Annotated in this window: 17 protein-coding genes and 2 pseudogenes; 11 read left to right on the forward strand and 8 right to left on the reverse strand. The window is 57.5% G+C overall.

What is annotated here, in order from left to right; all coding sequences use genetic code 11:
- The first annotated feature begins 11 nt into the window (after nucleotides 1-11).
- From HKD31_RS09150 to HKD31_RS09165, 4 genes are all read left to right on the forward strand, one after another.
- Nucleotides 12-3,995 (forward strand): non-ribosomal peptide synthetase, encoded by a 3,984-nt coding sequence (locus HKD31_RS09150; RefSeq protein WP_194264503.1) that lies wholly within the window; start codon nucleotides 12-14, stop codon nucleotides 3,993-3,995.
- Nucleotides 3,958-5,310 carry a glycosyltransferase gene (locus HKD31_RS09155; protein ID WP_194264502.1) on the forward strand — a complete coding sequence of 451 codons (1,353 nt, stop codon included), beginning with the start codon at nucleotides 3,958-3,960 and terminating at the stop codon, nucleotides 5,308-5,310. Before HKD31_RS09150 ends, HKD31_RS09155 begins: the two co-directional genes overlap by 38 nt.
- A 71-nt stretch (nucleotides 5,311-5,381) precedes the next feature.
- Complete coding sequence (locus HKD31_RS09160) at nucleotides 5,382-6,095, forward strand: ABC transporter ATP-binding protein (RefSeq protein WP_196757726.1); 714 nt, start codon at nucleotides 5,382-5,384, stop codon at nucleotides 6,093-6,095.
- Between the two features lies 1 nt (nucleotide 6,096).
- Complete coding sequence (locus HKD31_RS09165) at nucleotides 6,097-6,846, forward strand: ABC transporter permease (RefSeq protein WP_062494179.1); 750 nt, start codon at nucleotides 6,097-6,099, stop codon at nucleotides 6,844-6,846.
- Nucleotides 6,847-7,295: 449 nt separating this feature from the next.
- Here the strand turns inward: HKD31_RS09165 and HKD31_RS16345 are convergent, their stop codons facing one another.
- From HKD31_RS16345 to metX, 5 genes are all read right to left on the reverse strand, one after another.
- Nucleotides 7,296-7,550 (reverse strand): tyrosine-type recombinase/integrase, encoded by a 255-nt coding sequence (locus HKD31_RS16345; RefSeq protein ID WP_408872084.1) that lies wholly within the window; start codon nucleotides 7,548-7,550, stop codon nucleotides 7,296-7,298.
- A gap of 322 nt (nucleotides 7,551-7,872) precedes the next feature.
- On the reverse strand, nucleotides 7,873-9,168 hold the full coding sequence (locus HKD31_RS09175; protein WP_194264500.1) for a DEAD/DEAH box helicase: 1,296 nt from the start codon (nucleotides 9,166-9,168) through the stop codon (nucleotides 7,873-7,875).
- A gap of 300 nt (nucleotides 9,169-9,468) precedes the next feature.
- Nucleotides 9,469-10,077, reverse strand: coding sequence for a nitroreductase family protein (locus HKD31_RS09180; protein WP_194264499.1), 609 nt, complete (start codon nucleotides 10,075-10,077; stop codon nucleotides 9,469-9,471).
- Between the two features lie 129 nt (nucleotides 10,078-10,206).
- On the reverse strand, nucleotides 10,207-10,812 hold the full coding sequence (metW, locus tag HKD31_RS09185; protein ID WP_024716992.1) for a methionine biosynthesis protein MetW: 606 nt from the start codon (nucleotides 10,810-10,812) through the stop codon (nucleotides 10,207-10,209).
- Nucleotides 10,812-12,002 (reverse strand): homoserine O-acetyltransferase MetX, encoded by a 1,191-nt coding sequence (gene metX, locus HKD31_RS09190; protein ID WP_194264498.1) that lies wholly within the window; start codon nucleotides 12,000-12,002, stop codon nucleotides 10,812-10,814. Before metX ends, metW begins: the two co-directional genes overlap by 1 nt.
- A gap of 149 nt (nucleotides 12,003-12,151) precedes the next feature.
- Between metX and HKD31_RS09195 the strand changes: the two genes are divergently transcribed.
- Complete coding sequence (locus tag HKD31_RS09195) at nucleotides 12,152-15,934, forward strand: glycoside hydrolase family 99-like domain-containing protein (RefSeq protein ID WP_194264497.1); 3,783 nt, start codon at nucleotides 12,152-12,154, stop codon at nucleotides 15,932-15,934.
- A 115-nt stretch (nucleotides 15,935-16,049) separates the two neighbouring features.
- Here HKD31_RS09195 and HKD31_RS09200 read toward each other — a convergent pair.
- From HKD31_RS09200 to HKD31_RS09210, 3 genes and pseudogenes are all read right to left on the reverse strand, one after another.
- Nucleotides 16,050-16,184 (reverse strand): annotated as a pseudogene (locus HKD31_RS09200) (IS5/IS1182 family transposase); the annotation flags it as partial.
- A 107-nt stretch (nucleotides 16,185-16,291) separates the two neighbouring features.
- Complete coding sequence (locus tag HKD31_RS09205; RefSeq protein ID WP_194264496.1) at nucleotides 16,292-16,555, reverse strand: DNA adenine methylase; 264 nt, start codon at nucleotides 16,553-16,555, stop codon at nucleotides 16,292-16,294.
- Between the two features lie 329 nt (nucleotides 16,556-16,884).
- A complete protein-coding gene (locus HKD31_RS09210) occupies nucleotides 16,885-17,475 on the reverse strand; it encodes a cytochrome b (protein WP_370543909.1) in 591 nt (196 codons plus the stop codon).
- Nucleotides 17,476-17,668: 193 nt separating this feature from the next.
- Between HKD31_RS09210 and HKD31_RS09215 the strand changes: the two genes are divergently transcribed.
- The 6 genes and pseudogenes from HKD31_RS09215 (at nucleotide 17,669) to HKD31_RS16070 (ending at nucleotide 21,599) form a co-directional block, all read left to right on the forward strand.
- Entirely contained in the window at nucleotides 17,669-18,364 is a 696-nt protein-coding gene (locus HKD31_RS09215) for a VIT1/CCC1 transporter family protein (protein WP_194264494.1), read from the forward strand.
- Nucleotides 18,365-18,441: 77 nt separating this feature from the next.
- The gene (locus HKD31_RS09220) at nucleotides 18,442-18,795 is read left to right on the forward strand and encodes an ArsR/SmtB family transcription factor (protein ID WP_194264493.1); all 354 of its coding nucleotides are present in this window, start codon (nucleotides 18,442-18,444) and stop codon (nucleotides 18,793-18,795) included.
- Nucleotides 18,792-19,214 (forward strand): arsenate reductase (glutaredoxin), encoded by a 423-nt coding sequence (gene arsC / locus HKD31_RS09225; RefSeq protein ID WP_194264492.1) that lies wholly within the window; start codon nucleotides 18,792-18,794, stop codon nucleotides 19,212-19,214. Before HKD31_RS09220 ends, arsC begins: the two co-directional genes overlap by 4 nt.
- Nucleotides 19,214-20,509: an arsenic transporter gene (locus tag HKD31_RS09230; RefSeq protein WP_276529680.1), complete on the forward strand. Its 1,296-nt coding sequence runs from the start codon at nucleotides 19,214-19,216 to the stop codon at nucleotides 20,507-20,509. The genes arsC and HKD31_RS09230 overlap by 1 nt, the downstream gene beginning before the upstream one ends.
- Nucleotides 20,509-21,147 (forward strand): annotated as a pseudogene (locus tag HKD31_RS09235) (NADPH-dependent FMN reductase); the annotation flags it as partial. The gene HKD31_RS09230 and the pseudogene HKD31_RS09235, both read left to right, overlap by 1 nt.
- Before the next feature lie 275 nt (nucleotides 21,148-21,422).
- Complete coding sequence (locus HKD31_RS16070) at nucleotides 21,423-21,599, forward strand: transposase (protein ID WP_228120399.1); 177 nt, start codon at nucleotides 21,423-21,425, stop codon at nucleotides 21,597-21,599.
- Nucleotides 21,600-21,710: the final 111 nt, after the last annotated feature.

Here is a 21,710-nt window from a genome sequence, read left to right on the forward strand (position 1 = left end):
TCCACTCGGCTATGCAACGCGCGATTTGTCACGAGAGACTCCCGTTAACTCAGGCACAGAGAGGCCTTTGGATGACGCAGTTCATAGCGCCGTCCGGGTCTAACCTGAATATTGCTGAAGCTATTCACCTGCATGGTTCATTGCACTTCCAGACCTTCATTTCTGCCCTGCAGCAAACCCAGGCAGAAGCCGAAACGCTCAGAACCAGAATCATACAGACGCACGAAGGACTGGTTTATGAGATCCTTCCTGACGCTGGAGCATCCTGTCCGGTCATTGATTGTCGGGAAGCAAAAAATCCAGACAATGCGGCACTCCTCTGGATGCAAACTCGTCTTCGGGCACCGCTCGATCTGGCAAAAGACGAACTCTGGCAGAATGCCCTTCTGAGAGTAGGTGAGACACATTGGATCTGGTTTCATTGCTGTCATCATGCTGTGCTTGACGGTTTCGCGGGCGGTCTGATCGCAGCGCGTGTAGCGACACTCTATACGGCACGTCTCAAGGACGTAGAGGCGCCCTGCTCAGCGTTTCTGCCTCTTGCGACACTGCACGAGCAAGAGAAAGCCTATCGCGCTTCCGAGCGATATCTATTGGACAAGGCTTACTGGCTTGAGCAGTTGCGTGATGCGCCGGAACCTGTTTCTCTCTCGCTCAGACCTCATCGTCCCCCAAGTGGAGACCATGGTGGTGCTATCACCCGCTCGAAAATGATGGTTGGTGCCAGGGCGGAAGCCCTCGCCATGCTGGGGCGCGCCAACGGATCGACCCTACCTCAGATCCTGACGGCACTTCTCGTCAGTTACCTCTATCGTGTGACAGGGCAGGATGACCTCGTCGTAGGCATGCCGGTGAGCGCACGCGCGACGCGTGCGCTCAGACAGACACCAGGTATGGTCGCTAATGCTGTGGCGCTTCGCTTCCGGATCGAGCCTGGTACGAACTTTACCGGGATGATCACTCTGGCACGGCGCGCCATGCGCGGTGCCCTGCGTCATCAGCAATATCGCTACGAGGACCTCAGACGTGATTTGGGTTTGTCTGGCGCGACGCACCAGATCAGCCGCATCGGAATCAATATCGAGCCATTCGACTACGATCTACCTTTCGGTGATCTGGCCGTGCGCAATGTCAACCTGAGCAATGGCGCAATGGAAGATCTCACCATCTTCGTCTTCGACCGCAAAGATGGGGGCGGTCTGTGCATCCAGTGTGATGCCAATCCGGCCCTTTACACGGAAGACGAACTCGATGCCCATCTGAACCGCATTCTACGTTTTTGCGATACGTTGCTGGCCACGCCAGAGATTCCCCTCGAAAAATGCCTCATCCTTACGGATACAGAAAGAGCGCAGCAGGCTGAACGCAACAGCCGAACGGTACGGCTCTGGCCCGAGACACCCCTGCCCCTGCTTGTGACAGAGGGAATCCGCTCTGGCACTTCGATGCTCATCAGCGATGCCTCAACGGTTCTTTCCAGAGAAGACTTTCTGGAAAACCTTGATCGGTTGGCATCCGTTCTCCGAGACGCGGGGATTGGTCCGGGACATCTGGTAGCTCTGGCGCTGCCCCGCGACCGACGTATGGTCCTGTGCATGGCAGCCATCATCAGGACAGGTGCCGCCTGGCTTCCTATTGATGTCGATGCCCCCCTGCCGCGCGCCAGACTGATTTTTGAGGATGCCAGACCCAGCCTTGTCATCCTGCCAGACCAGACTTATGCCGACTGGGCCTGCCAGCGCACAGCCTGGTATATTGATAGTGACACACTTCGCGCGCACCCTCTTAACAGAGAGTCTGCCCTCCCTCCCCCGACTGAAAGCGTTCCTGGCGACACCGCCTATGTCACCTATACTTCTGGCACGACGGGACGCCCTAAAGGCGTAGTCGTCCCGCGCTCTGCCCTGAGCAATTTCCTGCACTCCATCAAGGAACGTCTCGCATTCGGTGCTGCTGATGTCCTGCTTGCTGTGACGACCTGGACGTTTGATATCGCCGTCCTTGAAACTCTCCTTCCACTTGTGAGCGGGGCAAGCTGCGTAATCGCAACACAGCAGGATGTCCGTGATCCGAAACGACTGGCCGCGCTGATCATCGATCATGGCGTGACCGTCATGCAGGCAACACCGACATTGTGGCAGACCATTCTCGGCACTGTTGCAGAGAATGCCCTCAAGGGACTTCTTTTTCTGAGTGGTGGCGAAGCCCTGCCCCCTCATATGGCCCGGCAGATGGTCCGGCTTGGCCGAGGCGCCTATAATCTTTACGGTCCAACCGAGACGACCATCTGGTCCACAGCCTATCAGTTGACCCTGCATGAAAGTGATTCCCCTCCAGCAGGCCTGCCTTTAGCCAATACACGTCTTTCTGTTATCGATCGGTGGGGAAATATAGTGCCCGATGGTATAATTGGCGAGTTGCTGATAGCGGGAGATGGAGTCGCAACGGGATATCTGAACCGTCCTGATCTGACGATCAGCCGCTTTATTCCGGATCCGGACCAACCAGGAACAGCCCGCGCCTATCGTACAGGTGATCTGGCTGTGCTCGACGAGCACGGTGTTCTCACGATTTTCGGACGTGCCGATCAGCAGGTCAAGATACGCGGCATGCGGATCGAGCCTAACGAAATCGAGAGCACCCTGTTAGGTTTACCGGAGATTCTTCAAGCCGCTGTTGTGGTCGAGACAACAGGAACGCAGACTCTCCTTGCCGCCTATCTGGTTCCTGCTGTTCCAGAGACAATACTTGATCCGGCACAGATAAGGCGGGCATTGTTCGCCCTTCTGCCGCCACAAATGGTTCCGGCCCAGTTCATCAGTGTTGAGGCCCTTCCCCGTCTGACAAGTGGCAAGCTCGATCGTTCTGCTTTGAAGATCCTCAAGGAACTACCGTCTGTAAGGGCTCTGACCTATGCCTCGACGCCAGCCGAGCAGATGTTATCAGACCTCTGGTGCTCCCTGCTGAATGTAGACAAAGTCGATATCAATACCAGTTTCTTCGATCTGGGCGGCGACAGCATCATGGTGGTGGAAATGGCGGCTGCACTCTCTGCCCAAGGCTACGAGTTGCCCATTGGGCAGGTTTTCGCTGCACCTACGATTGCCCTTCTGGCCCCTCTCTTCGAGGGGAAGTCTGCCGCATTCGATCCGCTCTCCGTAACATTACCAATCCGTACCGTCGGTGACAAACCGCCGTTCTTCTGTATTCATCCGGTCATCGGTATGAGTTGGAGCTTCAATACGCTCGCACCTCTCCTGCCTGAGGGACATCCTGTCTATGGTCTGCAGAATGCTGGACTTCTCCTTGAGGATGCGCCTCCTCTAACACTCGAGGCGTTAATCCACTGCTATGTCGAGAATATCCGTACGCTACAGCCACAAGGCCCCTATTATCTCATCGGTTGGTCAATGGGAGGCGTCATCGCTCAAGGCATTGCCCATCTCCTGCGTGAGGCTGGAGAGGAAATTGCTCTTCTCACGCTACTCGACGCCTATCCAAGTCTTTCTGGAGATGGAGTTTTGACTCCGGACAGCCCGGAGGCGCTCAAGGCAGCGCTTGCATTCCTGCACATCAACACAGAGCCAGGCGCGTCCGAGCCACAGACCCTGGATGATCTGGCAGATCTTCTTCTCGCAGGTATCGACACTGCTCTCCTTCCGATTCTGCCAAGCAGCGAGACAGGCGACCTGGCAGAACTTGCTGAAAAAATACGCCTTGTGACGCGTAGCAATCTGGAAATGCTGGTCGCTCATCGTCCCGCAAAAACGGATGTCGATATCCTTTTCCTACGTGCCAGCCAAAAGACCGACACGCTCGTCACCGATTGCCCACAGGCCTGGTCAGAGTTTACAACAGGACAGATTTTCGCTCATGATTTACCATGCCGTCATGGTGACATGCTGACACCAGGGCATGTGGAAGCCGTGGCGCGTCTGATCTGCTCTCATCCGGCTCTTGGGCAAGCGATCCCTCCCTCGCTCACCGCTGCCTGAACCGAAATCGATATTCCTGATGAAAATCGTAATATTTACCATTGGAACGCAAGGAGATGCCCGGCCTTTTGTGGCACTTGGCAGACGCCTTTCCGCCCTGGGGCATGACATCCACATTGTGACGTCCGCACGACATCGCCCACTCATTGTTGGCGGTGGCCTGAATCTCATCCCCATTGAATCAGACTTTGCCGATCTTATGGCAAAAGAACATGCTGCCATGGACAACGGCAACCAACTCCGTATTGGCAGACAAATGGCACGCGCCTTGTGCGACTGGATGCCTCTTTGGGTTAAACAGGCCCTGGCCGCAACCGAAGGAGCAGAACTCGTCATTGGCTCGGGATCGGCTACGGCGCTTGGTGCCTCGATTGCCGAGAAGCGCAATATTCCCTTTGTGCAGGCGCAGTTCATGCCAATGACACCCTCCAGACATATTCCGCCGCTCTGGCCCAACCCCAATCTGCCTCTGCCCGGAATCGCCAACCTTCTTCTGACTCATCTGGCACGATTTCTGATCTGGCAACTCATGTCGGCACCTGTTTCCATCATGCGGCGCGATCTTGACCTGGCTCCGATAGGATGGCGTGGTCCATGGTCAAGGAGAAGCAAACATACTCGCAATCAGTATCTGCTTTATGCCTTCAGTCGCCATCTGCAGCCACAGCCAGACGACTGGCCTTCTGATCGAATTGCCGTGACAGGCAGCTGGTTCTACGACCAGACGGAAGAATGGACTCCTCCCCCGGCTCTCACGCAGTTTCTCGAAGCGGGCTCGAAACCTCTGTATATCGGCTTTGGCAGCATGATGTGCGGCAACCCCGAAGCATTCACACGCATGATCCTTGATGCGGTGCGCCAGACAGGCAGACGAGCCATTATTGCGACTGGCTGGGGCGCACTGCGTGCCTTGCGCGGGCAGAAGGACGATTCCCTCTTCTTCATCGAGAATGCCCCGCATGACTGGCTGTTTCCACGTGTCGCGATGGCGGTGCATCATGGTGGTGCCGGCACGGTTGCAGCAGCCTCACGCGTTGGCCTGCCGCAGGTCATTATTCCGTTCCTGGCGGACCAGTTTTACTGGAGCTGGCGCCTCAATACGATCGGCATCACACCCATGATCCTTAATAGAAGAAGGCTCACGGCCGAAAAGCTTGCCCATGCAATCAACAAGGCCTGTGCACGTTCTGTTTCGGAAAAAGCCCGCTTGCTCGCACCTCTCATCGAAGACGAAGAAGGCATCGGGCGGGCCATTGCGGCCCTTACGCACTGGGGACTTCTCAAGCCCCCCATACCTGCCGAGCCCGCTGTCTGATGAGCGCACCTCCCTCGCGTCCCCCTGCCATCATCGTGGAGTCACTTCTTAAGTGTTATGATGGGAAAATCGTGGTCGACCAGCTGAATTTTTCGGTCGCTGCGGGTGAAACCTTTGCCTTTCTGGGGCCAAACGGCGCAGGTAAGACCACCACCATCAAAATGCTGACTACCCTTCTTCCCCCGGACAAAGGGCGCATCCTACTAAATGGTGTGGATCTCGCGAAAGATCCGATGGGCGCACGTCGCCATTTTGGGGTAGTATTTCAGGATTGTACGCTCGATAAAACTATGACCGTGCATGAGAATCTGTGGATGCATTGTGTCCTCCATCAGATTCCACGCGCAGAGAGACGCGCACGTATCGGAGACGTGCTTGCCCTTTTTGATGTTTCCGATCGTCGTGACAGTATGGTCGATGCACTAAGCGGCGGCCTCAGACGGCGTATCGAGATCGCACGCGCGCTTCTGCACCGGCCGGCTCTGGTCTTTCTGGATGAACCTACGCTTGGCCTCGATCCGAAAAGCAGGCGTATCCTCTGGGCGCATCTGCAGCATCTCCAAAGCAAATACGGAACGACCATTTTCCTGACCAGCCATTATCTCGATGAAGTAGAGCGGTTCGCCCACAACGTGGCCGTGATCAAGAAGGGGCGTATCATCATCCAGGGCTCGGTGGATGCCATCATCCGTCACTCCGAAAAAACGACCCTTGAGGACAGTTTCTTGTTTCTGACCGCCGAAGAACAGGCGGAAGAAGACCTTTCTGCCGTTGCCGGAGCCTGACATGGTCGATGTCCTTTACTGTCTCTGGCTGCGACAGATCCGGAGTTTTCTACGTGCACGCGGGCGTGTCATCTCGGCGCTGGCCCAGCCTTTTCTGTTCCTGATAGCCCTCGGCCTTGGCTTTGCACCTGTCTTTCGCAAGGCTGGAGAGGGGAACTATTTCGCCTTTCTCGCTCCTGGTGTGATCGGCGCAGGCATTCTGTTTAATGCCGTCTACTCAGGCTCAGATCTTCTCTGGGACCGTCAGTTCGGCTTTATCAAGGAAACGCTTGTGGCACCGGTATCCCGCATCTGGATTCTGCTGGGCAGGGCGCTCGGAGTTGCCAGTGTGGCCTTGCTTCAGGCCGTACTCGTGGGTCTGCTCTGTCTTGTCGCAGGAAATGTTTTGCCCGGTGCCGGGCAAATTGGGCTCGCTCTCCTCTTTGCGCTCCTGATAGCACTGATCTTCGCCTTTTTCGGCTCAATCCTCGGTTCCGTCATGAGCGACGCGCAGAGTTTCTCGCAAATCGTCAATTTTATCGTCACGCCTCTTTTCTATCTCTCAGGCGCGGTGTTTCCACTTGAAGGCCAGACAACGTTCATCCGTGCTCTGGCATTCTGTAATCCCCTCACTTACGGAATTGACGGGATGAGGGGAGCATTGTCAGGTCATTTCATGGTCCCTCCCTCCCTTTCCCTTCTGCTACTTATACTTTCAGCCATCTTAAGTGCCGGTCTTGCCCAACTGGCTTTCTCGCGCATCCGCCCGTGAAGGAGAGATTTGCTCCCTGATTGTTTGACAATCCGTTATGTGCGACCGATGCGGGCCATTATGGGAATAGTGGAGTACCAGAAGAAGATGCTCAGCCATTTGTCATAGCGTGTTGAGACGAACCTCCAGGCCTTGCGCCTTCCGAATATGATCTCGATGCAGTTACGACACTTGTACTTCCGTCTGTCGTATTTGGCAGGTTTCCTGCGGAAGCCCCGCCTTGGAATGCAGGGTCTGATCCCTCTAGGGCTGCGGGAAGGCTTCGGTTGCGGTCAGGCAGACGAGAAGCGTGCGGCCACACCATGCTGGGCGCTGAGGCGGCTATAGCCTGGTAAGAGGTCGCGATAGGGCACGGCTGCATGATGTACCACCCTGGCGACCGCCGTGGGTTTGGGGAGGATGTTGGCCAGATGACCCCGCCAGCGGGCCGGGTTTTCGCCTTCGCGCCACTAATGGTCCTGCGCGTAATCCAGAATACGCTCCATCCGTCCACGCAGCCGTGTTGCGGTTTCGGTCGTGTTCTCCCAGATCGGTCGCAGGACAGCGAGCACGTCTTCTGTCTGCACGCTGCCAATCGGTTTTTGACCGAGGATGGGAGAGACATGCCGCTCCAGAGAGCTGCGCCACATGGGCGCCGAGCGCGGGTCTTTCCAGCCGGGAGCCTGCTCGGTGATGTACTGCTCGGCAACCTGTGCGAAGGTCAGGTCCGGAACGGTCTGTCCCTTCTGCCAGGCTTTCTCTTCGAGGGGTCAATCCCTACGGGATGGGTTTACATGCGTCTATCTGGTTTTTCAGGACGGCATGGATTTTAGTAAATACATGAAAAACAACAGTTATTGAGCCGATCCGCTTTTCCATGACGCCTCACAGCGACGGACACTCCCTCCGCCATACCCCCCATAAAGCACTCTGAACACGTCACCGTTCTTGGAGCGCATGATTTTGATGCTTGTTGTCAGACTGGAATGCAAAAAGGCCGCCCCTGCATTGGCAGAGGCGGCCTTTTCAGTATGCGTTTGAATGAGATCAGCGCGCGCCTGGGCGGGGACCACCACGACCGGGGGCGCCACCACGACTGCCGCCTGGACGACCACCCGAGGGCGGTCCCGAGCGACGGCGTCCACCGCCGCCGCCGCCACGACCACCACCCAGAACCGGCGGACGCTGCGTGGACAGTCGGGCCTCTTCGGAATGGAAAGGGTGATCCGTCACAACCGGAATGGGCTTGCCGATCTTCTTCTCAATATCCTTGAGCCATGCGCGCTGTTCGGCGTCACACAGGGAGACTGCACAACCCTCACGTCCAGCCCGGGCCGTACGGCCAATACGGTGGACATAGGATTCCGGCACATTCGGCAGATCGTAGTTGAAGACGTGACTGACCTCGTCCACGTCGATACCGCGAGCCGCGATGTCGGTAGCCACCAGCGCCTTGATGGCGCCACTGCGGAAACCGGCCATGGCGCGCTCACGGGCACCCTGGGACTTGTTGCCATGGATGGCTTCCGCCCGGATCCCGTTCTTGTTCAGGAACTCGGCAACCTTGTTGGCTTCATGCTTCATCAGCGTGAACACCACAGCACGGGCAACGCTCGGGCTTTCCAGCAGCATGAGAGCTGCATCTTTCTTGCTGCCCGAGTCAACGAACATGACAGCCTGATTGATGCGATCAACCGTGCTCGATTCAGGCGTGACCTGAACCGTTGCCGGGTTCTTCAGAAGCGAATGGGCCAGGTCGCTGATGGACGGCGGCATGGTTGCCGAGAACAGCAGGGTCTGACGCTGCTTGGGAAGCAGGGCCATGATGCGCTGGATATCGCGCACGAAGCCCATGTCCAGCATCCGGTCGGCCTCATCGAGAACGAGGATTTCCAGAGTGGAGAGATCGATATGCTTCTGCCCGATCAGATCAAGCAGACGCCCGGGCGCAGCCACGAGGACGTCCACACCGCGACGGGTGGCCTCGATCTGGCGTCCCTGCCCGACCCCACCGAACACGACGGCATAGGAGAACTTCATGTGCCGCGCATAAGCGGCAAAGCTCTCACCGATCTGCGACGCCAGTTCACGCGTGGGCGCAAGAACCAGGGCACGGACGCCCTTCGGCGGCGCGGGGCGACGATTCGTGAAGATATGGTTCAGGATGGGGAGCGCGAATGCTGCCGTCTTGCCGGTTCCGGTCTGGGCCAGACCGAGAAGATCGCGACCTTCGAGCAGATAAGGGATGGCACCGGCCTGAATCGGGGTCGGCGTGGTGTAGCCTTCTTCCGCGAGAGCCTTCTGAATTGGCTCGGCAAGCTTGAGTTCGGCGAAACTGGTCATGGACCTCTCCTTTGAGACGGCAAGGTCATGCTCAGGCAACCGCACCGTTATATCCCCTGCCTGACCAACTGGCCGCAGGCATTTATGGCAAGTGACCCCATTTTCCACCCTGCCTCACCTGTTAAACCGGGCCTGAAACAGGCCCGGACAGAACAGAACTGGCGGGTTATGAAGTCATCATCACACTTCAGCAGACTGGCCCTGAAGTGCCCGTGGGATGTAGGACAACGCTTGTCCCATTGCAAGGAGACAGGGACCCTTAGCTGAAAAAAGCCATTGGTATTTCTTGAAATTTTGCAATCAAGAGAAGCAGTCGTACTGAACCACTGCATCAAGAGGCAAAAACCCGCCACGGGGTCGAGGCGATGATGCCTCACGTCCAAGCGCGACGAACATCACAATTTCATGATCCGCTGGAAGATTGATGATCTCCCCAACCTGACCGAAGTCGAAACCATCCATGGGGCAGGTCTGAAGGCCATGCGCTGCTGCTGCCATCATGAGCGCATAGGCCGCAAGACCACAGGACCGGATCCCCTCGTCCCGCTGCACCTGCTCACGTCCTTCGTAATAGGAGCGGATCATGCCGACATAACCCTCGCGCACGGACTCGGGCGCATCTTTCCAGTAGCGGGCCGGATCTTTCTCCCAGGCCTTGATGTCAGCACACATGACAATCAGCGCGGCACAGTCCTCCACTTGCGGCTGATCCCAGGCTGCAGCACGAATACGACGGCGCTGCTCCCGGTCCCGCACGACCAGAAAGCGATAATTCTGGATATTGAATGCAGTGGGGGCATGACGGGCGGCTTCGAGGATGGCCGTCAGTTCGGCTTCGGAGATCTGATATTCCGGATCAAAATGCTTGGTCGCGCGCCGGGATACGATGGCCTGAAGAATTTCGCTCATGAATCGGCAACTCCACTCTGACGGTTATCAACCCGGACCCTGCGAAAAGCAGACTCCGGCTTCAAGGTTTAACCGTACCGCAGAGCGAAGGTTGCGAAATATGAAAACGGGCTCATCAAAATAGTGCTGTCAGTGTCCCGCCCGCTTGAGCAGGAACATGGCCTGTTCACCGAACAGATTGGCCAGCCGGATGGAACGACGCCACGGGGCACGGGCACCATCCTCATCGATCGCCAGCCATTGCTGAATGACATAACCCTCTTCCTCGCAGAGCAGGAGAAAGTCCCGGATCGTGCAGGGATGAATATTCGGCGTGGAATACCAGGGTGTATTCCACACGGGCGTCATCGGCATCCGCCCCGTCGTCAGAAGCTGAAGCCTCAGCCGCCAGTGACCGAAATTGGGAAAGGATACAATGGCATGACGCCCGATCCTGAGCATCTGCCTCAGGACCTCGCGCGGGCGTTCGACGGCCTGAAGCGTTCTTTGCAGCACGACGTAATCGAACGTGTCATCGGGATAGTCCGCCAGATCGTGATCGGCGTCTCCATGCATGACCGGCAGGCCGTGCGCGACGGACTGCGTCACGTTCTGCATGTCGATCTCAATCCCCCGCGCATCGCAGGACCGCGTGCGATACAGATAATCGATCAGGGTGCCGTCCCCGCTTCCGACATCGAGAACACGGGCACGGGGCGCAATCATTTCGGCAATGAGCCTCTGGTCCACGCGCATCAGCGTTCTCCCGCCTTAAGGGCCGCATGTTCGGCCGCACCCGTGATGAAGCCGCGGATTGTCCGATCGAAATCCGGCTCCTCCAGCAGAAAGGCATCATGCCCGCGGTCACTCTCGATTTCCACGAAAGAGACGTTCGCCCCTGCCCGGTTGAGTGCCCGCACCAGAAGGCGGGACTGGGATGTGGGGAACAGCCAGTCCGAGCTGAACGACACGACACAGAAACGGGTCTGCGATTTCCGGAACGGGTTGGCCAGATCGCCGTCATGTTCTGCGGCCAGATCGAAATAATCCATCGCCCGGGTGATCGTCAGATACGAATTGGCATCAAAGCGCCGCACGAACGATGAGCCCTGGTGGCGCAGATAGCTCTCGACCTCAAACATTTCCCCGAACAGCGACGGACTGCTGGACGCCGGCACCGCTGTTGCCGCGTCATGCCGGACCCGGCGTCCGAATTTGCGGCTGAGAGCTTCCTCGGACAGATAGGTGATATGCGCCATCATGCGCGCCACCCCCAGTCCGCGAGCTGGAATGGCACCGAAATCCCTGTAATGGCCGTCATGCCAGTCCGGATCGGCAAAGATGGCCTGCCGGCTGACTTCATTGAATGCGATGTTCTGGGCCGAATGGAAGGGCGACGTTGCGATCGGCATGGCAGCAAACACGCGGTCCGGAAAGTCCGCGGCCCAGGTCAGCGCCTGCATTCCGCCCATCGAACCGCCAATGACCGCAAAAAGACGATCTATGCCCAGATGATCGATCAGCTTCGCCTGCGCGGCCACGATGTCATGCATCGTGATTGGCGGAAACTCACTGTCCCACGCCTTTCCCGTCTCAGCACAGATCGATCGCGGTCCCGTCGTGCCCATGCAGCCGCCAAGGACATTGGAGCACACGACGAAATAACGATCCGTATCGATCGGAAGCCCCGGCCCCACCATCCGGCTCCACCAGCCGGGTTTGCCGGTCAGGGGATTGCGTTCCGCCAGGTACTGGTCCCCCGTCAGGGCATGACAGACCAGGATCGCATTATCCCGTGCTGGTGAGAGCGTGCCGTAGGTGCAGTAGGCGACCTCCAGCGGCGCCAGATGCACGCCACATTCCAGATCGAGACCGCTGTCCAGCCGCACGGTCTGATGTGTGTAGACCGGCCCATCCGCGATACTCGGTGACGCGCTGATGTCCATCCCAGATACACCCCTGATGCCACGACTGAGGCCTCATGCCTCCCGGGCGCCACGGTATGGCACTGCCTGCCGATACGATCAAATCCCCTTTTGGATTGACGATGAATTAACACCTTGAATAAAGTTAAAAAAACGTAAAAAAGTTATACATGCCGCATCCGTTCTCACATTCCTCTGTTGAAGATTCACGGATATCGCCGTTTCCGGCTGACGCATCTCCCCTGCAGATTCTGGGACATTCCGGCATTTTTGACGCATTTTATTATCTGAAATCCAACCCGGACCTGCACACGCTCGGAACCGCCGTTCTTCGGCATTACCACCAGCATGGATGGCGGGAGGGTCGTAAACCCAATCCCTTCTTTGACCCGCACTGGTATCTCAGCCAGAACCGCGACGTCATCGGTGATCCCTTGCTGCATTATATCCTGCACGGAGAACGCGAGGGGCGCCGTCCGATCGCATGGTTCGATCCAGTGTGGTACGCGCGCACCTACCACGTCCCGGAACGGATGCTGGCCCTCGCCCATTACCTGAAGAACCGCCACAACACGCCGCTGCGGCCGATCCCGGAGTTCGATCCGGACTTCTATCTGCGCACCTATCCCGATGTCGCCAAAGCCGGCCTCGATGCGCTTGAGCACTACATGGTTCAGGGGTTTCGCGAGGCCCGCAAACCTTTCGACGGGTTTGATCCCCTTTATTACAGGCGGAAATACCTTCGGCACTCTCCGGACAGCAATCCGCTGCTGCATTATCTGGAAAACCGCGGCCGGCCGGATATCCATCCGTGCAGCCCCGAAACCGAGATATCGGTTTTTGGTGAAATCAAGCGTCGGAGCAAGCCAGGGCCGCTTTTTGAAAAAGCACGCCCGTTACCCCGAAGCGCCATCCGCCGCGCCCGTATTCTGGCCTATTACCTGCCGCAGTTTCATACCATTCCCGAAAATGACGCCTGGTGGGGCGAAGGTTTCACGGAATGGACCAACCTGCCCCGAGGGATTCCGCGCTTTTCGGACCATTACCAGCCCCGTATTCCACGGGATCTGGGGCATTATACCCTGAACACACCCGAAATCCTCGAGCGACAGGCTGCGATGGCCCAAGCCGCGGGGATCGAAGGCTTCATTTTCTATTTCTACTGGTTCAACCGCAAACGCCTGCTGGACCAGCCTCTGGAAATTCTGCTGTCCAACCCGCAGATCGATCTTCCGTTCTGCCTCATGTGGGCCAACGAGAACTGGAGCCGCCGCTGGGATGGATCAGACGATGACCTGCTGATCGCGCAGGATTACCGTTCCGAGGACGACGAGGCCCTCGTGGACTGCTTTGCCAGGTATCTGCGTGATGCACGCTACATCCATTTTGATGGCCGACCCGTGCTCATGGTCTATCGGCCCGGGACGATCCCCGATGCTCCGGCAGCCTTCGTCAGATGGCGTACGCTGTTCCGCACCCGCCATGGCCTGGATCCGCTTTTTGTCATGGGACAGGCCTTCGGTGACGAAAACCCCGATCTCTTCGGCCTGGACGGCGCCATCGAGTTTCCGCCCCACAAGGTTGTCTCGAACTGCAACCTGATCAATGACGAAATCACGCTGTTCGATAATGACTTCAGCGGTCAGGTCTATGACTACGGCGAAGTGGTGGATAAAGCCCTCGCCCAGCCGAGAACACCGTTCCCCCTGATCAGGACCGCAGCGCCTTCATGGGATAATGACGCGCGACGGCAGGGCAAAGGCCTTGTTCTGCATGGGTCAACGCCGGAACTCTATGAACGCTGGCTCAGCGGCCTGATCGAACAGGCCCAGTCCCGCACATTCTTCGGAGACCCGGTTGTCTGCATCAACGCCTGGAATGAATGGGCCGAGGGCGCCTATCTGGAACCGGACCAGCATTTCGGAAGCGCCTATCTCAACGCAACGGCACGCGCCTGTACCGGCGCCGGGAAAAACCGCTCGCGATCCGGACTCCTTCTGATTGGACATGACGCGTTTCCGGCAGGCGCACAGCGACTGCTGCTCGAAACCGGCCGCACGCTGAAGCACTGCTTTGGCGCTGAAATCCAGTTTCTCCTCCTCGACGGAGGCGCCCTCCTCGACGAATATCGTAACGTGGCACCCACAGAGATCGTTACGGTGGACTCAAAAACCACCACGGCGCGTCTGGAACATCTCCGCAGGCAGGGATTTCAGTCGGCAATCCTCAACAGTGCGGCCAGTTCAGCCCTGGCGCCCCACCTTGCGGAAGCAGATATCGGCTTTCTGTTCCTCATTCATGAGCTTCCCGCGCTCCTGCGCAGTCGTAACCTGCACGCCCCCATGGAAAAGGCCTGTACGCTGGCACGCCATGTCATTGCACCGGCGCAAAGTGTAGCGAAAAGACTTGATCTGGAAGCCCTGAACAATCTGAAGATCCTGCCGCAGGGTCTCTACACTGAGATGCCCTTTTCATTGCAGGCCCGACAGATAATCCGCAGGGAAATGGGTCTTGGGGCAACTGACCGGATCATCATCGGTGCCGGCTATGCAGACCTGCGTAAAGGCTTTGACCTTTTCCTTCAACTCTGGCGCAAAATGCAGGGCGCAGTCCACTATGTCTGGCTGGGCGATATTGATCCGTCCCTGAAGAACAACCTGCATGTCGAACTGAACAGTGCCCTCTCCAGTGGAGCATTCCACATGCCTGGCAGGGTCGAAAATGTGCCGGCATGGCTGGCTGCGGCAGACGTCTTTGCTCTCACTTCACGCGAAGATCCGTATCCCTCAGTCGTCCTGGAAGCTTTGGCGGCCGGGCTACCCTGTGTTGCGTTCGAGGAAACCGGCGGAATTCCGGATCTCCTGCAACAGATCGATTTTGAAACAGACCATCGCAACAGTATTGTTCCCTTTGCGGATGTGCCCGCGATGGCGAACGCGGCAAACAAACTGGCGGCATGGTCCACAGAACGCTCGAACCGCGAACGACAGAAAACCGCTCACGCTGCTGCCCAACGCTTTAGCTTCGGGCATTATGCCCAGGAACTTCTGAGCCTCGCCCTGCCCGTGATCCCGAAAATTTCCGTCGTCATCCCCTCACACAATTACGCACGCTATATGGGCCGCCGCCTTTCTTCGATTTTTGCGCAGACGGTACCGGTCTTTGAGATCATCGTGCTCGACGACGCCTCAGACGACAACAGCCTCGAAATTGCCCGACAGACGGCAAAAGACTGGGATCGTGAGATCATCTGCATCGAGAATACCGTCACCTCGGGCTCGGTCTTCAGGCAGTGGCACAAAGCCGTCAGGATCGCACGTGGGGACTGGGTCTGGATTGCCGAGGCGGACGATTTCTGCGAACCGGAATTTCTTGAGCGTATTCTGGACGGTATCAAGAACAAGCCCGCTGTCGTCATGGCATTTACGGACAGCCGGGCCGTCGACGAAGACGGCGCTCCAATTTTTCCATCCTATCGCACCTATTACTCTGAGAGCGCAGGATTACTTATGGAAAGTGACAGTCACTTTACAGGAGAGAATTTTCTCCGGGGCTGCCTGTCGGAACGCAATCTTGTCCTCAATGTCAGCAGTGCGCTCTTTCGAAAAAAACATTTACTGACAGCGATCAATGGTTGTCAGACAGACCTGAAAACCCTGCGCGTTGCAGGCGACTGGCGCATTTATCTTGAACTGCTCACGCAGAAAAACGTCGAGGTCATCTATCTGGCTCAACCCCTCAATGTGCACCGGAGACATGGAGACTCAGTCACCCATACGCTCAGCCGGCGTAATCACATCGACGAAGTCGCCTACATGCATCGCCTTCTGGCAAGTCGACTTGCCCTTCCGGAAACACATATCAGTCGCCAGAAGTGCTATTGCGCAATGTTGGAACAGCAGTTCGGACTGGCACCACATAATAATTCTGAAAAAGTCTTACCGCTTTCCTGACCAGCACACGCCCAAAGAACACTGCCGCCTGTGCGCAGGGGCTTCCGCCACAAGCTCAGGCCCCAGGTCTTCCAGCATCCATCATGATGGTCTGGAGCTTTGCCTTTCCAGAAGTCAGGCCGTTTCGGTTAACAAAGATGACGCCGCTCAACACGCGGCGATCATCAACGCGTAGCCTGCAGCAGCTCTTGGGGAAAAAAGGGCGCAAACGATCCATCTGTTCATCCGTCTGCCAGTACAGGTCGCTCATTTCCAGTCTCCTTGAAGCGCGACAATCGGTTTGGAACTGCCGGACAGTCAGTCTGAAACCCTTTTTGCTCTATCCTGCTTGCCCATTAGGCGTCGCTTAAACGGCCCTTAGGTGATGATTAAAACCTCGCCACGACACCCTTGGACAGCAGACGAACGATTGATCGAATACTCAACATCGACCACTTCGATGTCGAACCGGCCGAGTATCTCACACATCTCCGGCCTGTCATTCAGGGAGAACACAAACCATCCCTTGATCCCGGCCAGCGTTGCCGTTAGCCCTTCAAACTGATCGCGCATGAACTGGGCATTATACAGATCCCGGACTGTGACGAACTGGTTGGGCCCGCCAGAGTTGTCGCGCAGCATTCAGGGCGCCGAGAACCATATGACGCATACGCCGTGGCATGTACGCGGGCCGATCCGCATGCGCCACAATGCCTGTTCATGCAGTGCCCAGGAATCAAAGCTTGTTGTACAGGCGGCGCAGTCCGTTTCATCTTGCGGCTGCCAGCATAATACCCTGATCCAACCGGCGCTTTGGGCGCTTATCTTCCCGCTCGACGGGAAAAGCCTCCCTTAACCGGTCGAAAATTCTCATACACCAGAAGCCATGTCAGGCCGACAGTAACAACACATAGAGCATCAGCCCTGGCTTGTTGGCGGCCCAGCATCACGGTGCTGCTTGGTTATGAAAATCAGACAGGACGCTGATCGTCTCTCTGACGAGACAAGAACCCCCGCGGCAGCATGCGCCCAAGTACTTTGTCTTTTAGGACGAACTGATGAAAAAGCGCCGCTGCGCCGTGGCCTGTCGCAAGACCCATGATCAGCCAGGCGTTCCAGCTATGCAGCGTGTGAAGCCACGTCACGGTTAACGGTGGGAACCGCGCAAATGGGGATGGGATCAGGAAGCCGAAAAAACTCATCGTCTGTCCGGCACCCCATCGCCAGAGATAGCCGAGCACGATTTCCGCCAAAAGCAGCCCATAAAGCATGTACTCCGCTCCAAGCGCGAATATCCGGTCCAGGGGCCGGAGAAGGTCCGACAGGTGTCGACCTTCCGTCAGACGCCAGACAATACGGACCGCCATGATCGCCGTCAGCAGGATACCGGCGGTCAGATGCGCGACGACCATCAGATGATGGACGGATTTTGCCGGCCAGTTCCAGGTCTCACCCACGGCGAACTGAAACAGCACCAGAAAGGCTGTCATCCAGTGCAGGATGATCGTCGGTCTGTCGTAGCGCAACAGACCGTCCGCGATGTGCGGCGTTGAATCAGGCATATGTGTCTCGGCAGAAAAATCTGAATCCATTTTCATATCATGCTTACCTGACAGGGTTCTGAACAGAACAGATTTCCCGAAAACATCGATAATATTGAAAATAACTCGCAATATCAGAATAAAATATCTATTGTAACGACAAGAGACACATCTTATGCTTGAATTCTATTTACCAGAAACAACAGGTCGTCTGATGTCGCGTCTCCATCCTCTGGCCGAACGTCATTCTGTCGAGAAACTCGGGTGGCTGCGTGCGGCCGTTCTCGGCGCCAATGACGGAACACTGTCAACCGGCAGCCTCATCGTCGGCGTGGCCAGTTCTCATGCGACACGCGGCAGCATTCTCATCGCGGGTTTGTCCGCACTTGTCGCAGGCGCCCTGTCCATGGCGGCTGGCGAGTATGTTTCGGTCAGTTCCCAGGCTGATTCCGAACACGCCGATATCGCCCGCGAAAGACAGGAACTAGCCACGGACTGGGAGGGAGAAGTCACCGAACTGGCCGGGATCTATCAGAAGAGAGGACTGGATGGAGATCTCGCGCGCAAGGTCGCCGTCGCCCTCATGAAGCATGATGCGCTCGGCGCCCATGCCAGGGATGAACTGGGTCTGTCCGAGGCCACGGCGGCAAGACCCATACAGGCGGCATTCGCCTCAGCAACCGCCTTTTCATCCGGAGCCTTGCTGCCCGTGCTCGCGGCGGTTCTGACCCCCGTGGCGTGGGTATCCTGGGGCGTGTCCCTGACGTCCGTCGTGGTTCTCGCTGTTCTGGGCGTCGTTGGCGCGATTGCCGGCGGTGCGGCGCCTTTGCGTCCAGCACTGCGCGTGACGTTCTGGGGTGTTGTTGCGATGATCGTCACGGGCGGGATCGGCCGCCTGTTCGGTGTGTGACACCGCTCTCCAGGTTCTGACCGAGACACGTCCTGGGTAGCCTTGACTTCATCCAATATATCCATGATCGTCGATTTATGGATACAGAATCTGCCCTCGTGGCCCTGACTGCCCTGTCGCAACCTACGCGGCTGGAGATCTTTCGTCTGCTGGTACGCCATGAGCCGGACGGGTTGCCTGCCGGAAACGTCGCGCGGCATCTCGATGTCCCACAGAACACGATCTCGGCTCACCTCGCCACTCTGACCCGGGCCGGCCTGCTGACCTCGCAACGCCATAGTCGGCTGATCGTCTATCGCGCCTGTCTTCCGCGCCTGCGTGACCTGCTGCTTTTCCTTGTCAGGGATTGCTGCGCGGGCAGTCCCGAACTCTGCGCGCCCCTGATCGCGACCCTGTCCTCCTGCTGTTCGTCCCCGGAATCCTGCTCATGACCATCACGATCTACCACAATCCGGCCTGCGGCACGTCGCGCAACGTACTGGCTCTGATCCGCAACAGCGGCGAGGAGCCCCGGATCATCGAATATCTGAAAACATCGCCGAACCGGGCTGAACTAATCGAACTGATCGCCCGTATGGGGGTTCCGGTACGCTCGGTCCTGCGGGAAAAGGGCACGCTCTTCCACGAACTCGGCCTTGATAATCCGGTCCTGACGGATGATGCGCTGATCGACGCCATGATCGCACACCCGATCCTGATCAATCGGCCCATCGTCGCAACGCCGCTCGGTATCGCACTCTGCCGTCCTTCCGAGAGAGTCATGGACCTGCTTCCTGCGCCGCAGCGTGGCGCGTTCACCAAGGAAGATGGTGAGAAAATCGTGGATGAATCCGGAAAGCGGATCGTCTGATGCTGGCCCTTGCCATTTTCATCGCCACGCTCGTTTTCGTCATCTGGCAGCCGAGAGGGCTGGGTATCGGCTGGAGCGCCATGGCAGGTGCCACCGTAGCCCTGATGGCTGGCGTGATCCACTGGCACGACATTCCTGTCGTCTGGCACATCGTCTGGGACGCGACCTTTACCTTCATCGCGCTGATCGTCATCTCGCTGCTGCTGGACGAGGCCGGCTTCTTCCATTGGGCCGCCCTGCATGTGGTGCGCTGGGGCAAAGGACGAGGCCAGACACTATTCCCGCTGATCGTGGTGCTGGGAGCGGCCATTGCAGCGGTTTTCGCCAATGACGGCGCGGCCCTGCTGCTCACACCCATTGTCATCGCCATCCTTACTCAACTCCGCCTGAGCCAAGCTGCAGCCTTGGCCTTCATCATCGCCACTGGCTTCGTGGCGGATACGACCAGCCTGCCGCTGGTCATCTCCAATCTGGTGAACATCGTCAGCGCCAATTTTTTTGATATTCCCTTCGACCGCTATGCCGCAATAATGGTGCCGGTCGATCTGGCGGCACTCGGCGCAACACTTGCCGCCCTGTGGCTGTGGTATCGGCGGCAGGTACCTGCGACCTATCCCGTCGCCGAACTGCCAGCACCTGCGGTGGCCATTCGTGACCACAATGTATTCCGGGTAGCATTTCCGCTGCTGGCGCTCGTTCTGGCAGCCTATTTCCTGACAGCGCCGTTTCATATCCCGGTCTGTGTCGTAGCCTGTCTGGCCGCCGGAATCCTGTTGCTCGTCGCCGGATATGGCCGGGTGATCCCTGTTCGCAAGGTGCTGCGGGGCGCCCCGTGGCAGATCGTGATCTTCTCCCTGGGCATGTATCTGGTGGTCTATGGCCTGCGCAATGCCGGGCTGACCGATCATCTGGCGGCGGCACTCGTCTGGCTCGGCCATCGGGGAACATTAACGACCACCATCGGTACCGGCTTTCTGGCGGCCCTCTTGTCGTCGGTCATGAACAACATGCCAAGCGTGCTATTGGGGTCTCTGGCGATCCAGCAGACTCACGACATCACACCCCTGACCCGTGACCTGATGGTCTATGCCAACGTCATCGGCTGCGACCTCGGGCCAAAATTCACGCCAATCGGCAGTCTCGCAACACTGCTGTGGCTGCATGTGCTGGCCTCCAAGAACCATCAGGTTACATGGTGGCAATACATGAAGGTGGGTCTGGTGATTACACCGCCCGTCCTGTTGGCAACACTCGTGGCACTGGCCCTGTGGCTGCCCTGGATCAGCCACTCGTAATGCACGAATGGACCGATATATATATATGACCAGACCTACCCTACCAGCCCTGCACCCGGAGTATCTCGAATGGGTCGATCTCGCGCGACTGAAGCCGCAACCGCGTGTGGATCATCCGCCGCGTATCCTGCGGCTCTACGGCTCTTTGTGTCCCCGATCCTTCAGGCCGTTTGCTGGTGCTGGAGGCAGAGCGCATTCTGAAAGTCCTCGGCGCCGAGAAACGGGTGTTCGAGCCGACCAACCTGCCGGTCAGCGGATTCCGTGCCCGCGCCCCATCCTAAAGTGCAGGAATTGCGGGAATTCTCGACCTGGTCGGCGGAAGGTCTGGTCTGGTGCAGGGCCGCATGCTGGCAGTCATGCAAGTTTCGGGTGAATCGCATAGCTTCACTTCCGTCAATGCCCTGCGGATGCTGGGCCGGTGGATGTGGATGTTCACCATCCCCAACCAATCCAGCGTGCCAATGGCCTATACGCAGTTCGGTGATGATGACCGCATGAAGCCGTCTCCCCTCTATGACCGGATGGTGAATGTCATGGAGGAACTGATGAAGTTTACATGGCTACTACGTGACCGGGCCGACTATCTCGTGGGCCGTTATAGTGAACGCAAGACGGAATTCCGTCTGCCGGAAAGCCTATGAACCGGGCAATGGCGGAACAGTTCGATGTCGTGATCGTGGGCGGCGGTCAGGATTTGTAACAATTTTGTGACTCTCACATTTAATGCACAGGCCTTTGGCACCGTGCTTGGTGCATTTGCTCTGTACAAGTGATTGAGCCGGGCTGGTTCGCCATTGCCGGCGCAGGATGTCTGTTTACCAAACCCCTAGGCCACGTTGACAAAAGATCTATACGGTCTGCCTGAGCTCTGATTCACTTCCTGGCTGTGGGATAACGGGCAGAGAGAACAGGCATGGCACGAGGCGATCTGACGGATCAGGAATGGGCGATGATTGGTCCGCTTCTGCCGCCTGAGCGTGGACGTTGGGCACGTCCATCTGGAGACAATCGCCAGTTTCTCAATGGTATGCTGCATGTTCCACGAACGGGTTGCCCCTGGCGGGACATGCATGAACGCTACGGCAAGTGAAACTCGGTCTATGTCCGGTTCCGGCGTTGGGCTGAACAGGGTGTCTGGGATGCTCTTTTACAGACCCTGGTAGATCTGGGGCTGACTGATAACTGGCAGCATATGATCGAC

Origin of the sequence: Gluconobacter potus, assembly GCF_015244705.1 — a bacterium.
GTDB lineage: Bacteria > Pseudomonadota > Alphaproteobacteria > Acetobacterales > Acetobacteraceae > Gluconobacter > Gluconobacter potus.

Bases quoted from the DNA above. Each gene is read 5' to 3' on its own strand.
- metX (WP_194264498.1), bottom strand. From the start codon at position 12,002: ATGGACATCAGCGCGTCACCGAGTATCGCGGATGGGCCGGTCTACACA.
- arsC (WP_194264492.1), top strand. From the start codon at position 18,792: ATGACCATCACGATCTACCACAATCCGGCCTGCGGCACGTCGCGCAAC.
- HKD31_RS09230 (WP_276529680.1), top strand. From the start codon at position 19,214: ATGCTGGCCCTTGCCATTTTCATCGCCACGCTCGTTTTCGTCATCTGG.
- HKD31_RS09195 (WP_194264497.1), top strand. From the start codon at position 12,152: ATGCCGCATCCGTTCTCACATTCCTCTGTTGAAGATTCACGGATATCG.
- HKD31_RS09180 (WP_194264499.1), bottom strand. From the start codon at position 10,077: ATGAGCGAAATTCTTCAGGCCATCGTATCCCGGCGCGCGACCAAGCAT.
- HKD31_RS09210 (WP_370543909.1), bottom strand. From the start codon at position 17,475: ATGCCTGATTCAACGCCGCACATCGCGGACGGTCTGTTGCGCTACGAC.
- HKD31_RS09215 (WP_194264494.1), top strand. From the start codon at position 17,669: ATGTCGCGTCTCCATCCTCTGGCCGAACGTCATTCTGTCGAGAAACTC.
- HKD31_RS09220 (WP_194264493.1), top strand. From the start codon at position 18,442: ATGGATACAGAATCTGCCCTCGTGGCCCTGACTGCCCTGTCGCAACCT.
- metW (WP_024716992.1), bottom strand. From the start codon at position 10,812: ATGCGCGTGGACCAGAGGCTCATTGCCGAAATGATTGCGCCCCGTGCC.
- HKD31_RS09150 (WP_194264503.1), top strand. From the start codon at position 12: ATGCAACGCGCGATTTGTCACGAGAGACTCCCGTTAACTCAGGCACAG.
- HKD31_RS16070 (WP_228120399.1), top strand. From the start codon at position 21,423: ATGGCACGAGGCGATCTGACGGATCAGGAATGGGCGATGATTGGTCCG.
- HKD31_RS09205 (WP_194264496.1), bottom strand. From the start codon at position 16,555: ATGCTGCGCGACAACTCTGGCGGGCCCAACCAGTTCGTCACAGTCCGG.
- HKD31_RS09175 (WP_194264500.1), bottom strand. From the start codon at position 9,168: ATGACCAGTTTCGCCGAACTCAAGCTTGCCGAGCCAATTCAGAAGGCT.
- HKD31_RS09165 (WP_062494179.1), top strand. From the start codon at position 6,097: ATGGTCGATGTCCTTTACTGTCTCTGGCTGCGACAGATCCGGAGTTTT.